Consider the following 15,044-nt stretch of genomic DNA (forward strand, 5'->3'; position numbering starts at 1 on the left):
GGTGGAGATGGGTCAGTACTCGACGGGCGCCGTGCGGCGACGGATCATGGTGACTTCGTCCCGGTTGTTGCCGATGGGGCCGATGTAGTTGAAGAAGTAGGCCAGCTGGGCATATCCGCCGACGATGTGGTTGGGCTTCAACAGGATTCGCGTCAGGCTGTTGTGGATGCCACCGCGCTTGTGGTCCCGCTCGGTCAGCGGCACGTCGATGAGCCGGTCCTGCGCGTGGTGCATGTAGACCGTGCCCTCCGGCATCCGGTGGCTGACGATGGCCCGCGCCGCGACGACGCCGTTGCGGTTGACCATCTCGATCCAGTCGTTGTCCTTCACCCCGATCTTCGCCGCGTCGCGGTCGCTCATCCACACGGACTGGCCGCCGCGGGACAGCGAGAGCATGAAGAGGTTGTCCTGGTACTCCGAGTGGATCGACCACTTGTTGTGCGGCGTCAGGTAGCGCACCGACACCCCGAGCTCGTTCTGCTCGCCGATCGGGCTCTCCCCGAAGAGCGTCGTCATGTTCAGCGGCGGCCGGTAGACCGGGAGCATCTCGCCCATGCCGAGGAACCAGTCGTGGTCGACGTAGAACTGCTGCCGGCCGGTGAGCGTGTGGAACGGCTTGCTCCGCTCGATGTTGATCGTGAACGGGCTGTAGCGCCGACCACCGGACTCCGACCCGGACCACTCCGGCGACGTGATGACCGGGACGGGGGCGACCTGCGTGTCGGCGAAGGTGATCTGCTTGCCCTCGTGCTCGGCGGCGAGGTCGGCCAGCTGGGTGCCGGTCCGCTTCTCGAGGAACCGGAACCCCTGGGTCGCCAGGTGGCCGTTGGACACGCCGGCCAGGTGGAGCATCGCGTCGGCCATCTGGACGTCGGTCTCGACCTTCGGCTGGCCGTTCCCGACCCCGCCGTGCTGGACGCCGTTGCGGCCGCGCAGGATCTCGACCTCCCGTTTGACGTCGTAGGCGACGCCCTTGGTCAGCATGCCGACCTTCTCCAGCAGCGGGCCGATCGTGATCATCTTGTCGTAGATGGCCGTGTAGTCGCGCTCCGCGACGGCGAGGACCGGCATGGTCTTGCCGGGGACCGGCTCGCACTCGCCCGCCCGCCAGTCCTTGACCACACCGTGCACCGTCGCCATGGCCTCCGGGGTGTCGTGCCAGAGGGGCTTGGCGACGACGTCCTTCCGGGTGCCCAGGTGGTCGACCGCCAGCTCGCTGAACTTCTTCGCCACGGCCTTCCACGCGTCCCAGTCCGACTTCGTCTGCCACGGCGGGTTGATCGCCGGGTTGAACGAGTGGATGAAGGGGTGCATGTCGGTCGTGCTGAGGTCGTGCTTCTCGTACCACGTGGCCGCGGGCAGCACGACGTCGCTGAAGATCGTCGAGCTCGTCATGCGGAAGTCGATGGTCATGAGCAGGTCGAGCTTGCCCTCGCCCGCCTCGTCGGCCCACCGGATCGTGGCCGGGCGCTGGTCCGGCCCGGCCTCCTCGGCCGTTGCGGCGCTGTCGGTTCCGAGCAGGTGCCGGAGGAAGTACTCGTTGCCCTTCGCCGAGCTGCCGAGCAGGTTGGAGCGCCACAGCGAGAGAATGCGAGGGTAGTTGTTCTCGGCCTCGGGGTCCTCGACGGCGAAGTGCAGCTTGCCCTCCTTGAGCTGCTGCACGACGTAGGCCGGCGGCTCCATGCCGGCGGCCTCGGCGTCGTCGGCGAGGTCGAGCGAGCTGCGGTCGAACGTCGGGTAGCTGGGCGTCCAGCCGAGGCGCACCGACTGCGCGAGCAGGTCCATGACGCTCTTGCCGGCGAACACGCCGGTGCCGGAGTCGAGGTCGTCGGCGCTGAACGTGTCGTAGCGGTACTGGGACGTGTGGACATACCAGTAGGCCGTCTGGTTCATGTGCCGCGGCGGACGCTGCCAGTCGAGGGCGAAGGCCATGTGCTGGAAGCCCATGATGGGCCGGATCTTCTCCTGGCCGACGTAGTGCGCCCAACCGCCGCCGTTGCGGCCCTGGGTCCCGGTGATCGTCGTCAGCAACAGGATCGCGCGGTAGATCTGGTCGCTGTGGAACCAGTGGTTGGTCCCCGCCCCGAGCAGGATCATTCCGCGGCCGGTGGTGTCGATCGCGTTCTGCGCCCACTCCCGGGCCAGTCGCGTGACCTGCTCGGCCGGCACGGAGGTGTGCTGCTGCTGCCAGGCGGGCGTCGCCGGGACCGACGGGTCGTCGTAGCCGGTCGGCCACGCTCCGGGAAGGCCCTCCCGGGCCACGCCGTACTGGGCGAGCAGCAGGTCGAACACCGTGGTCACGACGTGGTCGCCGACGCGGCGCACGGGCACTCCGCGGCTCTCGTGGGCGACCCTGCCGTCCGCGGCGTCGAAGCGCGGGAGCGAGACCTCGACGGCCTCATCGTGGTGGCCGTACAGGCTCAGTGCGGGGTCGAGGTCACCGAGCTCGAGGTTCCAGCGGCCGAGCCCCTCGTCGCCGAAGCGGTCGCCGATCGAGCCGTTGGGGATCGCGACCTCTCCCGTGGCCGCGTCGAGGACGGCGGGCTTCCACATGGCGTTCTCGGAGTCGGACTTGGGGCCACCCTCGATGTCGCCGGCGACCAGGTACTTGCCGGGTCGGTACGTGCCGTCGTCGCCGCGGACGAGGCTGATCAGGTAGGGCAGGTCGGTGAACCGCTTGTTGTAGTCGGCGAAGAAGGGGACCTGCTGGTCGACGAAGTACTCCTTGAGGATGACGTGTCCCATCCCCATGGCGAGGGCGCCGTCGGTGCCCGGAGCCGTGGTGACCCACTCGTCGGCGAACTTGACGTTCTCGGCGTAGTCGGGCGCGACGGCGAGGACCTTCTGGCCCCGGTAACGCGCCTCGGTCATCCAGTGGGCGTCGGGCGTGCGGGTGAGCGGCACGTTGGAGCCCCACATGATGAGGTAGCCGGCGTCCCACCAGTCGCCCGACTCGGGCACGTCGGTCTGGTCACCGAACATCTGGGGCGACGCGTTGGGCAGGTCGGCATACCAGTCGTAGAAGGAGAGCATCGGCGCGCCGACGAGCTCGAGGAAGCGGGCGCCGGACGCATAGGACACGGGCGACATCGCCGGGATGGGGGAGAAGCCGGCGATCCGGTCGGGGCCGAACCGCTTGACGGTGTACACGTGCGCGGCGGCGACGAGCTCGGTCACCTCCTCCCAGGTGGCCCGCACGAGACCGCCCTTGCCGCGCGCCTTCTTGTAGCGCCGCGACTTGTCGGGGTCCTCGACGATGGACCCCCACGCCAGCACGGGGTCACCGCCGTGGGCCGACTTGGCGGCCCGGTACATCTCCAGCAGGACACCGCGCACGTACGGGTACCGGACCCGGGTGGGCGAGTAGGTGTACCAGCTGAAGGCAGCGCCGCGCGGGCAGCCGCGCGGCTCGTAGTCCGGTCGGTCCGCACCGGGGCTCGGGTAGTCGGTCTGCTGCGCCTCCCACGTGATGATGCCGTCCTTGACGTACACCTTCCACGAGCAGGAACCGGTGCAGTTGACGCCGTGCGTGGAGCGCACCACCTTGTCGTGGCTCCAGCGGTCACGGTAGAAGGCGTCGCCGGTGCGCCCGCCCTTGGCCTCCATGCTCCGCTTGTCCTCGGACACCTTCGCCTTGGTGAAGAACCGGCGAGTTCCGACGAGAGCCTCGCTCAAGGGGCCGTCGAGGCCCGTCTCGGTGAGGCCGGTCGGGGAGGCGTTCATGGGTGATCTCCTTGTCGAGGCGGGTGGTTGAGCGTGGTGGGGTGCTCGAAGCTCGAGTGGGTGGTCAGGGCGGCGATGCAGAGGCTGGGGGCGACGAAGGGGGTGAGGCCGACCTCGGTCGAGTCCTCGCCCAGGGCCTCCAGGACTCCCCGGATCAACCCGCGGTGGATCCCGCAGACGACGGCCGTGTTGTCCTTGGCGAGGGGCAGGAAGGGGCAGTCGTGGAGGGCGACCCGGGCGGTGCGACCGTCATTTGTCGTCGACACCTCGGGGCTGTACCCCCACTCCCGGAGCAGGTCGACCATCTGGCCGATCTTGCCGAGCCACCGGCCGGGGGACCGGGCCGCCTGCTGGCCGATGAGCCCGACGTGGCCGTCGAGGACGTGCCGACGACCCCAGCGGGCGCCGGCTTCCTCAGGCGTGTTGGGCATCGCATCGCTGCCCGAGCTGAGCGTCTCGACGAGCAGCTCGGTCAGCATCCGGTAGGACTGGTCGGAGGTGACGTGGCCGAGCGACCCCTGCTCGATCGCATAGAGCTTGCGCGGGCGTCCCGCCTCCTTCCGACGCTGGAAGGAGGTCCGCAGCAGCCCGGCGGCGACGAGCTGGTCGAGGTGGAACCGGACCGTCGTCACGTGAAGGCCGAGCCGGTTGGCCAGGTCCTGCGCCCGCAGCCCCGGGTGGGGGATGACGGCGCCGCTCTCGGGGTCGACGCCCGTCGGGAGGTTGGCGAGAGTGTCGACGATCGTCCTGCGAACGGGCGATCCCAGCAGGTCAGTGCCGGGACCGGCGCTCACACTCGCGGTTTGTGCCACAGCCTTGCCCTTCAATTAGCGAACATCTTCATGACGTAATTTAGAGGAACGCCGTTCCTCCATCTAAGCACGTTTGTCCCGCCAGGTCCCGTGACCATTGGGCGGACCGCGCTCCGGCGTTCCAACTCCGCACAATCCGCCACCGAATGGAGGATTTCCTCGTACTGTGAGGCGGATCCCACGGGCTCAACTTGCATGGCCGGCAACCTACTACGTACTGTAGTTGACCGTCGACCCCGGGTGCTGAATGATGGACCGAGGGATTGAGCGGGTCGACTGCCCCTCACCGGCTGCCCAAGTTAAACGGAATCGTTCCGCCAATTTAGACGGAGACAAGATGAGCGGCTCATCGGCAGGATCAACGGGTCGGACCCGCGTCCTCGTGATGTCCACGACGGCCTTCACCGTGATGTTCGCGGTGTGGATGATGTTCGGCATCCTCGGCATCCCGATCCAGAAGGAGCTCGGCCTCAGCAACGTCGAGCTTGCCTGGGTCTCGGCGGTCGCGATCCTCAACGGGTCCATGTGGCGCCTGCCCGCGGGGATGCTCACCGACCGGATCGGCGGCCGCAAGGTCACCGTGGCGATGCTCCTGGCCACCGCGGTCCCCGCGTACTTCGTGTCCCAGGCGACGAGCTACCTGATGCTCCTCGTGCTGGCCTTCCTCGTGGGCTTCGCGGGCAACCTCTTCTCGGTCGGCATCGCCTGGAACGCCGCCTGGTACCCCCGGGAGCGTCAGGGGTTCGCCCTCGGCGTCTTCGGCGCCGGCAACGTCGGAGCCTCGGTGACCAAGTTCATCGGACCGGCGATCATCACGGGGACGGCAGGCGCCACCTACCTCTTCGGAGTCGACGGCGGCTGGCGGCTCGTGCCGGCCATCTACGCCGTCCTCCTCGTCGCCATCGCCGTCCTGACCTGGGTCGTCACGCCCCACCACGACAGGATGCCGGGCCGGAGCCAGCCGGTCGCCACCATGCTGACGCCGCTCAAGGACGTTCGGGTGTGGCGGTTCGGCCTCTACTACGTCGCCGTCTTCGGCGCCTACGTCGCCCTCTCGGTGTCGCTGCCCAAGTACTACGTCGACAATTTCGGCGTCGACCTCTGGACCGCGGCGCTGCTCACGGCGACGTTCATCTTTCCTGCCTCGCTGCTCCGGCCCGTCGGTGGGTGGTTCAGCGACACGTTCGGTGCCCGGCGGGGGATGTACTTCACCTTCACGGCGATGCTCGTGACGAGCGGGATCCTCATGATGCCGAACGGCCACGTCGTCATCCAGCAGGCCGACGGGACCCTGACCGAGCACTGGAACTACAGCATCGGGCTCGTGCCCTTCGCGATCCTCGTCTTCCTCCTCGGCTGCGCGATGGGCATCGGCAAGGCCGCGGTGTACAAGCACATCCCGGAGTACTTCCCGAGGAGCGTCGGCCCGGTCGGCGGCCTCGTGGGGATGCTCGGTGGACTGGGCGGCTTCGCCCTCCCCCCGCTGTTCGCCTACTCCAACAGCTGGCTCGGGTTCGCCTCGAGCACCTTCCTGGTCATCTTCCTGCTGACGCTCGCGTGCGCCGTGTGGATGCACTGGACGGTGGTGCACATGCTGCACGAGGGCTCGCCGCACCTGTCCGACTGGTTCGAGCCGCCGCCGGCCCACAACCCGCTCATCGAGGCGGCCCACGCCGAGCCGCTCGACGCGAGCGAGCCGACCGGATCGCCTAGCCTGCACGTCGGCACCACCACCACGAGCGCCCCGACCACCACGACCGCCCCGACCACCACCCCAGAGACCGCCCACGCTCCTGCGACGGGCACCGAGAAGCAAACGACGGAGGCTCGCGCATGACGACCAAGACCGCACCCGCCACGGGGGAGTGGCTCGAGGCCTGGGATCCCGAGAACGAACAGACCTGGGACAAGTCCCTGGCCTGGCGCACCCTCTGGGTCACGACGTTCGTCCTGACCCTGGCGTTCATCGCCTGGTTCCTGCCGAGCGCCATCATCCCCAAGCTCAACCTGCTCGGCTACTCGTTCAGCAAGGGCCAGCTCTACTGGATGGCGGCCATGCCCGGCCTCGCTGCCGGTCTGCTGCGACTGGTCTGGATGGTGCTGCCGCCCATCATGGGCACCCGGAAGATGGTCTCGCTGACCTCGCTCCTGCTCATCGCCTCCACCCTCGGTTGGGGCGTCCGGGTCCAGAGCCCGACGGCACCGTACTGGGAACTCATGGTCCTCGCCTTCCTCGCCGGCATCGGTGGGGGTGCCTTCTCCGGTTTCATGCCGAGCACCTCCTACTTCTTCCCGCGGCGCATGCAGGGCACGGCGCTCGGGCTGCAGGCCGGCATCGGAAACTTCGGCGTCTCGATCGTCCAGCTCCTCACGCCATACCTCATCGCCATCGGCGCGCTCGGCATCTTCGGGGGCAGCCAGATGCTCGAGATGCCGGGCAAGCCGACCCAGCAGGTCTGGTACCAGAACGCCGCCTTCGTGTGGATCCCGCTCATGGTGGTCGGCGCGATCCTCGCGTGGACGATGCTCAAGTCGGTCCCGATCAAGGCGAACGTCCGACAGCAGTTCGACATCTTCAGCAACCAGGACACCTGGTGGATGACGCTGCTCTACATCATGACCTTCGGTACCTTCTCCGGCCTGTCGGCCCAGTTCGGTCTGCTCATGGCCAACCTGTACGGCATCGGCAACAGCGAGATCGTCAAGGGCGCGGGGGCCTCGGCCACCCTGCTCATCGACGGCTACGCCGTGCCCGACGTGGTCAAGTTCGTCTTCCTCGGCCCCCTCGTCGGTGCCGGCGCCCGCGTCCTGTTCTCGCCGCTCACCGACCGGATGGGCGGCGCCAAGTGGACGCTCGTCTCGGCGCTCGGCCTGATCGCCTCGATCGCCTACACGATCCCGGCGCTGACCCCCGACACGTCGTCGGCCGCTGCGCTGGACAGTGGCTTCACCAGGTTCCTCTGGGGGATGCTCGCGATCTTCCTCTTCGCCGGCATCGGCAACGCGTCGACGTTCAAGCAGATGCCGATGATCTTCGAGCGGCGCCAGGCCGGCGGTGTCATCGGGTGGACGGCGGCCATCGCCGCGTTCGGTCCGTTCCTCTTCGGTGTGGGCCTGACCATCATGTCGCCGACGATGTTCTACATCCTCGGCATCGCCTGGGCGGTCATGTGCACCGGGATCATCTGGTGGCGCTACGCCCGTCCGGGTGCCCCGAAGCCGGGCTGACCGAGCCCACCCACCCGGCCGTATGCCGCTGGGCTCGTCCCCCACGAGCCCAGCGGTGCCGCCCCTCCCGCCCCGAGCCATCGAAAGAGCAGTTCGCAACCCGTGCCCTTCCACGCCATGACCCCCCAGCCCGACGACGGAGTGTCGCGAGCTGGTCTGTCGCACCGGGCGTCAGCGCTTGTGCCGCGGGCCGAAGTGGGCCGTCTCGGTGCCGAGGGCCGCCCGTTGGGCGTGTCGGGTGTTGGGCGTCCGCAGCAGGAGGCGCAGCTGCTCGGCCCGCTCCCGGGCGAAGGTTCGTCGCGGGCCGGCGGACCAGGTGCCGTCGAAGAGGCGCTTGGCCGCCGCGACGGCATCGGGCGACCGGGTCATGATCTGAGCGACGAGCTCGTCCGCGGCGGCCCGAGGGTCGTCGGCGACGCCGGTGGCCAGCCCGATGGCGGCCGCCTCCTCCCCGGAGATCACCGCACCGGTCATGGTGAGGCGTTTCGCGACGTCGAGCCCGACCACCTCGGTGAGACTCTGGATCCCCGACATGTCCGGGATGAGTCCCCACTTGGCCTCGAGCACCGACCACTTGGCGTCCGGTGTGGTGAACCTGAAGTCGGCGCCCAGCGCGATCTGCACGCCGCCGCCGAAACAGTGGCCGTGCACGGCCGCGACGACAGGCACCGGCAGCCGGCGCCAAGCCCAGGAGGCCTCCTGGAAGGTGTTGGTCCCCAACCACGGCCTCGGCACGAAGGCGGTCGCGATCGCCCTCGGGTTCTTGAGGACGGTGGCGAAGTCCAGGCCGGCACAGAACGAGTCGCCGGCGCCGGAGAGGATGACGGCGCGCAGCGCCCGGTCGTCCCGAAGCCGCCTCGCGGTGGTCGCCAGGGCCTCGAGCATGTCCAGCGTGAGCCCGTTGAGCTTGTCGGGGCGGTTCAGCTCTACCCTTGCGATGCCGGCCTCGACGGTGCAGGAAAGATGGGCTGCGGACGCGTCGCTCGACATGTTACGCAGCGTAAGCCAACCCTGCGTCGCACCCGCCTGGGTGCCGCGCTCCTGGGGTTGTGATTTGAGTGGCACTGCCTGCTGGCCCGTGGACCCTGTGCCATAGGTTGCTTCAGGCAGTATCGCTCTTGGATAGAAGGAGCAGTTGTGCAAATCGGCGTTCCCCGTGAGACGCGGCCGCGTGAGACCCGCGTCGCCGCCACCCCCAAGACGGTCGGCCAGCTGATAGCGCTGGGGTACGACGTCGTCGTCGAGCGCGGAGCCGGTATCGGTGCGAGCTTCGACGACGCGGCGTACGTCGCGGCCGGCGCCCGTGTCGTCGACGGATCGGAGGCGTGGGCCTCCGACATCGTCCACAAGGTCAACGCGCCCTCTGACGCGGAGATCACGATGTTGCGGCCGGGTGCGGTCCTCGTCAGCCTGATGGCTCCGGCCCTGAGCCCCGACCTCGTCGAGAAGCTCCGTGCCGCGAACGTCACGGCGATGGCGATGGACGCGGTGCCCAGGATCAGTCGCGCCCAGTCCCTCGACGTGCTGTCCTCGATGGCCAACATCGCCGGCTATCGGGCCGTCGTCGAGGCGGCCCACCAGTTCGGCTCGTTCTTCACCGGGCAGGTGACTGCAGCCGGCAAGGTACCCCCCGCGAAGGTGCTGGTCGTCGGCGCCGGGGTCGCTGGACTTGCCGCAATCGGCACGGCTGGCAGCCTCGGCGCCATTGTTCGTGCCACCGATGCCAGGCCCGAGGTGGCCGAGCAGGTCGAGTCCATGGGCGGCGAGTTCCTCCGCGTCCAGGTCGGCGAGCTGCAGGCCAGCAGCGACGGGTATGCCCGCGAGATGGGCGAGGACTACAACCGCAAGGCCGCAGAGCTCTACGCCGAGCAGTGCAAGGACGTCGACATCATCATCACGACGGCCCTCATCCCCGGCAGGCCGGCACCGCTGCTGATCACTGATGAGATGGTCGCGACGATGCGCGCCGGCTCCGTCATCGTCGACATGGCAGCCGCCAACGGTGGCAACGTCGCGGGGTCGGTGGCCGACGAGCTGGTCGTCACCGACAACGGCGTGAAGATCATCGGCTACACCGACCTTGCGGGCCGGCTGCCGACGCAGGCCAGCCAGCTCTACGGGACCAACCTGGTCAACCTGATGAAGCTGGTCACGCCGGGCAAGGACGGTCAGCTCGTCGCCGACCTCGAGGACACTGTCGTGCGCGGGATGACGGTGGCCCGGGACGGTGAGCTGCTCTGGCCGCCCCCGCCGATCCAGGTCTCCGCGGTCCCTGCCCCGGTTGCTGCGGCACCGGTGGCCAAGGCGCCACCACCGCCACCGAACCCGAACCGGAAGTTCGTGATGATGGGAGTCGGCGCGGCCGCGTTCGCCCTCATCGCGGCGTTCTCACCGGCCAGCTTCCTCTCGCACTTCACGGTCTTCGCCCTGGCCGTGGTCGTCGGCTTCTACGTCATCGGCAACGTGCACCACGCCCTGCACACTCCGCTCATGTCCGTCACCAACGCGATCAGCGGCATCATCGTCGTCGGTGCGCTGATCCAGCTCGGGGTGTCCGAGTCCGCGGACGTCGCGATCCTCGCCCTGGCGTTCGTCGCGACCCTCGTCGCCAGCATCAACATCTTCGGCGGGTTCCTCGTGACCCGGCGCATGCTCACGATGTTCCGGAAGGGCTGACCCGTGGAACTCTCTCTCATCACCGCCGCCTACATCATCGCGGCGATCCTCTTCATCCTCAGTCTTGCCGGGCTGTCCAAGCACGAGACGGCGAAGGACGGCAACGTCCTCGGCATGGTGGGCATGGGCCTCGCCCTCCTCGCCACCCTGTGGCTGGCCGGTCGATCGGCCGAATGGCTCAACTGGGGTCTCATCGCCGTCGCGGTGGCCATCGGGGCCACGATCGGGGTCACCAAGGCACGCAAGGTCGAGATGACCGGCATGCCCGAGCTGATCGCGATGCTGCACAGCTTCGTCGGTCTCGCTGCGGTGCTCGTCGGCTACAACTCGTTCCTCACCGGGTCAACGGACTCGGTCCACAGCGTCGAGGTCTTCCTTGGCGTCTTCATCGGAGCAGTGACGTTCACCGGCTCGATCGTGGCGTACCTCAAGCTGTCGGCGAAGATCTCCGGCGCTCCGCTGATGCTTCCCGGCCGGCACTGGCTCAACCTCTTGGCAGGCGTCGTCTCCGTCGGACTCATGATTTGGTTCGTCGCGGCGCACTCGATCGTGCCGCTGCTGGTCATGACCGCGATCGCGCTCGCGTTCGGCTGGCATCTCGTGGCCTCGATCGGTGGCGGTGACATGCCGGTCGTCGTCTCGATGCTCAACTCGTACTCCGGGTGGGCCGCGGCCGCCGCGGGCTTCATGCTCGGCAACGACCTGCTCATCGTCACCGGCGCCCTCGTGGGCTCCTCCGGTGCGTACCTCTCGTACATCATGAGCAAGGCGATGAACCGCAAGTTCCTCAGCGTCATCGCCGGCGGCTTCGGCCAGGATGGCGGCAAGCCCGCAGGGGACGTCGACTACGGTGACCACCGCGAGACCAACCCGAGCGAGGTCGCGGACCTGCTCGTACACGCGAGGTCGGTCGTCATCACCCCCGGCTACGGCATGGCTGTCGCCCAGGCGCAGTACCCCGTTGCCGAGCTGACGTCTCGGCTGCGCGAGAAGGGCGTCAACGTCCGGTTCGGCATCCATCCGGTCGCCGGTCGCCTGCCCGGGCACATGAACGTCCTGCTCGCCGAGGCGAAGGTCCCCTACGACATCGTCCTCGAGATGGACGAGATCAACGGGGACCTCCCCGAGACGGACGTCGTGCTCGTCATCGGCGCCAACGACACGGTCAACCCGTCCGCCGAGGAGGACCCGAACAGCCCCATCGCGGGGATGCCGGTCCTGGAGGTGTGGAAGGCCAAGGACGTCGTCGTGTTCAAGCGGTCGATGGCCGCGGGTTACGCGGGAGTCCAGAACCCCCTCTTCTTCCGGGACAACAGCGCCATGCTCTTCGGTGACGCCAAGGACCGCGTCGAGGACATCATCAAGGCACTCTGACCGACCACCGCACCTGAGGCCCGACCCCACGGGGGTCGGGCCTCTGGTCGTGTCCCGGGTCGCCGTCCCCGGCCACGACCAGTCCCCCCGACTACCCCACTGACCCCCTCCGCGAGTCAGTGGGTACCACTGACCCAGCCCGCGAGTCAGTGGGTACCACTGACCCAGCCATCGAGTCAGTGGGTACCACTGACTCGTCGGGCGGGTCAGTGACGTAGTGGCCCGAGGCGCACTGTCGGTGCCGTGCGTCAGGCTGCTCCCGGGGCGGGAGGAGAGGACATGTCACATGAACCCAGCCTTTGACGCATCGGCGCACGTGACGCGGGCCCGACGTCGGGCAGACCTGAGCCAGCGCGAGCTGGCCGCTCGACTGGGGGTTTCGCAGTCAGTGGTGAACCGCTGGGAAGGGGGCTCTCCGATGAGCGTCAACCGTCTGGTGACGATCCTCGCCCTCGCGGGACTGCGGCTCTGCGTCGTCGACGGGTCCGGGCGGCAGGTTGACCCGACGCCCTCCGACGTGGTGCGAGACAACGCGGGCCGTCGGTTTCCCAGTCACCTCGATGTGGACCCGCCAGAGCGCGTGCCGGCGGAGCGAGTGTTGATGCCCCGACGCGACCGGCCGGACCCGCGAGGCTGGTACCGACTTCGCGACAAGCGGGATGCGCGGCGGCTGAGCGAGGGCGCTCCCACGGACCACCCCACTGTCAGCGGTGAGCTGTCTCGAAGGCTCGACGAGGTGCGTCGTCAACGCCTCCGCGCCCGTGCTCGCGCCAGGGAGGAAGCCCTGCCCGAGTGCGAGTGCCTCGATGGCTGCTTCGAGCTCGCCTGCCTCCCAGGATGTTCCTGCCAGTGCGAGCCGGACCGGTCGAGCGGAAGAGTCTCGTGAGCGAGGCGCAGGGACCAGCTCAGTCGCTCCGCGGCTCGTGCCGCGGACGGCGGTCCTGCTGACGGATGGGGACGGGTCCGGTGTCGGCCGACCTCCGTCTGCGGCGGATGTCATCACTCTCGTAGAGCGGCTCACCGCCGCGGACGCGCCGGATGGGTATCGCCCGCGAGTACTGGTCGAGCCGGTCCTGGATCGGGTTGTGGATCGGTGGCACGTCGGGGTAGGACGGCGTTCCGTACGCGCGCGTTCCCGGGTTCCCCTCAGCTCCTTGACCGCCCGGGTCAGTCGGGCCTCCTCGACCGCCCGTGCCTCCAGGGCCGCCGGAACCGCCTTCGGGCCCGGCTCCCTCGGGCGGAGTCTGCTCCGGGCCGTCATCGACCTCGACGACGGTCGCGGTCCCGGGCGGCGGTCCGATGTTGAAGATGACGGCGCAGATGGCCCGGTAGGTCTCATCCGGCCGGGGGACCCACTCGACGGTCCGCAGGGCCTGGTCCTGCCCGGCGCTCTCCATGATGAACCGGCCGTAACCGAACAGGAGGCCCGATATCGACCTGACATAGCTCATGTCGGTCACCTTGATCAGGGGCATCATGGCGACCTTGTGAGTGATGATCCCGTAGCGCAGCAGGAGGCGCTTGTCGGTCGCGACGAACCAGTCGTTACGCCATTCGAGGATCCGCCAGAGCAACCACACCACGGTGATGAAGAAGAGCAGCCAGAGCGCGTTGCCCACCGGCTGGGTGGCCGGGGTGAGGTTGGCGTCGACGACGATCGCGATCGTCAGGGCGAGGGCGCTGATCGAGACCGGTTTGACCAGTCGGGCCCAGTGCGAGTGCACTGCTGTGACGAGCTGCTCTCCGGGCAGGAGGATCGGTGAGAGACCTGAGGGGATCTCGTCGCTGCGCCGCAGGATCGCCATCAGGCCGCCGCCATCGGCCCGTCAGTTGCTGTTCAGCAGGGTGTCGAAGAAGCGGAGGATGGCATTGAAACCGTCGACGAGAACGCCCCAGGCGTTCGTGACGATGCCGGCTGCCTTGTCGGGGGACGTGAAGATCGCATAGATGAAGAACGCGCCAACAAGGATGAGGATGATCTTCTTGGCCTTGGGGCCCATGGCGTTCGCTCCTCAGCGTGACAGACGGCCGCGGCGACCCACGGCACACGTGTGCGACCAGTGTGCCCGATGTGACGCGTGGGGACGTGGAGGTGGGGGGTGTGTCGGCACCCACAGTAGTCTCCTGCCGTGCATCAGTCTCTGCGGGCTCCGGGGGGCGGCGCGTGAAGCCGCCTGAAGGGGAGCTGCGCCACGCTCTCGCTGATGCCCTGAGGGGGTTCTCCCAGCCTGAGCTCGCCGCGGCCACCGCCGAGCTCGTCGCCCGGTACCGACAGCCACGCGCCGCGGCCCGCGCGATCCTCTCGACTCCGGAACGCGTCGCGGCCTATGCGGCCTACCGCATGCCGGCCACGCATGCGGCGATGCAGCGCATCCTCGAGGAGCTCGCCGAAGGCGGCTTCGGGCCCCGGACCATGATCGACCTGGGCGGTGGCACCGGAGCTGCCGCCTGGGCGGCAGCGGGAGCCTTCGACACCCTCGAGTCGATCCTGGTCCTCGACCAGGTGCCTGAGGCCCTGGCACTCGGGAAGGACCTCGTTGCGCGGGCCAGCACCCCCGCGCTGCGGTCAGCGCGGTTCGAGCGGGCCCTCGTGGGCGGCGGACCGGCCGGCACCGCCGACCTCGTCACCGCGTCCTACGTCCTGAGCGAGCTCTCAGGGGCCCAGACGACCATGCTCCTCGACGAGATGATGGCTCGCGGGCGGGTCGCCGTCCTCGCCGAACCGGGCACTCCGGACGGCTACGCGCGAATCATCGAGGCGAGACGTCGGTTCCTGGCCGACGGGTGGCGCCTCCTCGGCCCGTGTCCACACGAGGTCGACTGCCCGCTCGGCGTGGGGGACTGGTGCCATTTCGCAGCCCGCGTCAACCGTTCGGCGGAGCATCGCCGCATCAAGGGCGCTGACCTGTCCTACGAGGACGAGAAGTTCTCGTGGGTGGCCGCAGCCGCCCCGGGCGTGATGGAGCCCCGGGCTCGGGACAGCAGGATCCTGCGGCACCCGTCGAAGCGAAAGGGGCTCGTCGAGTTCCGGGTCTGCCGGCCCGACGGCTCGGCCGGTCCTGCGGTGGTGAGCAAGCGCGAGGGCGAGCGCTATCGGGCGGCCCGGGACCGCGACTGGGGTGACACTCTGCCGGGTTGACCGACGTGACGCCCCCTGGTGCGCAGACGAACCCGACCCGGCGCCGCGCACGCCGCGCCCGGGAGCGGCGGCGAGCCCAGCGGCATACGGAA

11 protein-coding genes are annotated in these 15,044 nt (G+C 68.7%); 6 read left to right on the forward strand and 5 right to left on the reverse strand.

The window, feature by feature from the left end; genetic code table 11:
• Positions 1–12 precede the first annotated feature (12 nt).
• Together INTCA_RS01970 and INTCA_RS01975 are read right to left on the reverse strand one after the other, a co-directional pair.
• Entirely contained in the window at positions 13–3,723 is a 3,711-nt protein-coding gene (locus tag INTCA_RS01970) for a nitrate reductase subunit alpha (RefSeq protein ID WP_013491256.1), read from the reverse strand.
• Positions 3,720–4,517 (reverse strand): helix-turn-helix transcriptional regulator, encoded by a 798-nt coding sequence (locus INTCA_RS01975; protein ID WP_148236453.1) that lies wholly within the window; start codon positions 4,515–4,517, stop codon positions 3,720–3,722. The genes INTCA_RS01970 and INTCA_RS01975 overlap by 4 nt, the downstream gene beginning before the upstream one ends.
• Positions 4,518–4,872: 355 nt before the next feature.
• Between INTCA_RS01975 and INTCA_RS01980 the strand changes: the two genes are divergently transcribed.
• Positions 4,873–6,372 (forward strand): MFS transporter, encoded by a 1,500-nt coding sequence (locus tag INTCA_RS01980; protein WP_013491258.1) that lies wholly within the window; start codon positions 4,873–4,875, stop codon positions 6,370–6,372.
• A complete protein-coding gene (locus INTCA_RS01985; protein WP_013491259.1) occupies positions 6,369–7,763 on the forward strand; it encodes an MFS transporter in 1,395 nt (464 codons plus the stop codon). The genes INTCA_RS01980 and INTCA_RS01985 overlap by 4 nt, the downstream gene beginning before the upstream one ends.
• A 171-nt stretch (positions 7,764–7,934) precedes the next feature.
• On the opposite strand, the gene INTCA_RS01990 is transcribed toward INTCA_RS01985, so the two are convergent.
• Positions 7,935–8,753 (reverse strand): crotonase/enoyl-CoA hydratase family protein, encoded by an 819-nt coding sequence (locus tag INTCA_RS01990; RefSeq protein ID WP_013491260.1) that lies wholly within the window; start codon positions 8,751–8,753, stop codon positions 7,935–7,937.
• Between the two features lie 147 nt (positions 8,754–8,900).
• On the opposite strand from INTCA_RS01990, the gene INTCA_RS01995 reads away from it, so the two are divergent.
• The 3 genes from INTCA_RS01995 (at position 8,901) to INTCA_RS20620 (ending at position 12,699) form a co-directional block, all read left to right on the forward strand.
• Complete coding sequence (locus tag INTCA_RS01995; RefSeq protein ID WP_013491261.1) at positions 8,901–10,439, forward strand: Re/Si-specific NAD(P)(+) transhydrogenase subunit alpha; 1,539 nt, start codon at positions 8,901–8,903, stop codon at positions 10,437–10,439.
• Between the two features lie 3 nt (positions 10,440–10,442).
• A complete protein-coding gene (gene pntB / locus INTCA_RS02000) occupies positions 10,443–11,813 on the forward strand; it encodes a Re/Si-specific NAD(P)(+) transhydrogenase subunit beta (RefSeq protein WP_013491262.1) in 1,371 nt (456 codons plus the stop codon).
• A gap of 286 nt (positions 11,814–12,099) precedes the next feature.
• Positions 12,100–12,699 (forward strand): helix-turn-helix domain-containing protein, encoded by a 600-nt coding sequence (locus INTCA_RS20620; protein WP_013491263.1) that lies wholly within the window; start codon positions 12,100–12,102, stop codon positions 12,697–12,699.
• 19 nt (positions 12,700–12,718) lie between these two features.
• Here INTCA_RS20620 and INTCA_RS02010 read toward each other — a convergent pair whose 3' ends face one another.
• Positions 12,719–13,618 carry a PH domain-containing protein gene (locus tag INTCA_RS02010; protein ID WP_013491264.1) on the reverse strand — a complete coding sequence of 300 codons (900 nt, stop codon included), beginning with the start codon at positions 13,616–13,618 and terminating at the stop codon, positions 12,719–12,721.
• A 21-nt stretch (positions 13,619–13,639) separates the two neighbouring features.
• Entirely contained in the window at positions 13,640–13,813 is a 174-nt protein-coding gene (locus INTCA_RS19745; protein WP_013491265.1) for a hypothetical protein, read from the reverse strand.
• A gap of 164 nt (positions 13,814–13,977) precedes the next feature.
• Between INTCA_RS19745 and INTCA_RS02015 the strand changes: the two genes are divergently transcribed.
• The gene (locus INTCA_RS02015) at positions 13,978–14,952 is read left to right on the forward strand and encodes a small ribosomal subunit Rsm22 family protein (protein ID WP_013491266.1); all 975 of its coding nucleotides are present in this window, start codon (positions 13,978–13,980) and stop codon (positions 14,950–14,952) included.
• Positions 14,953–15,044 lie beyond the last annotated feature (92 nt).

Source organism: Intrasporangium calvum DSM 43043 (assembly GCF_000184685.1).
GTDB classification, from domain to species: Bacteria; Actinomycetota; Actinomycetes; order Actinomycetales; family Dermatophilaceae; genus Intrasporangium; species Intrasporangium calvum.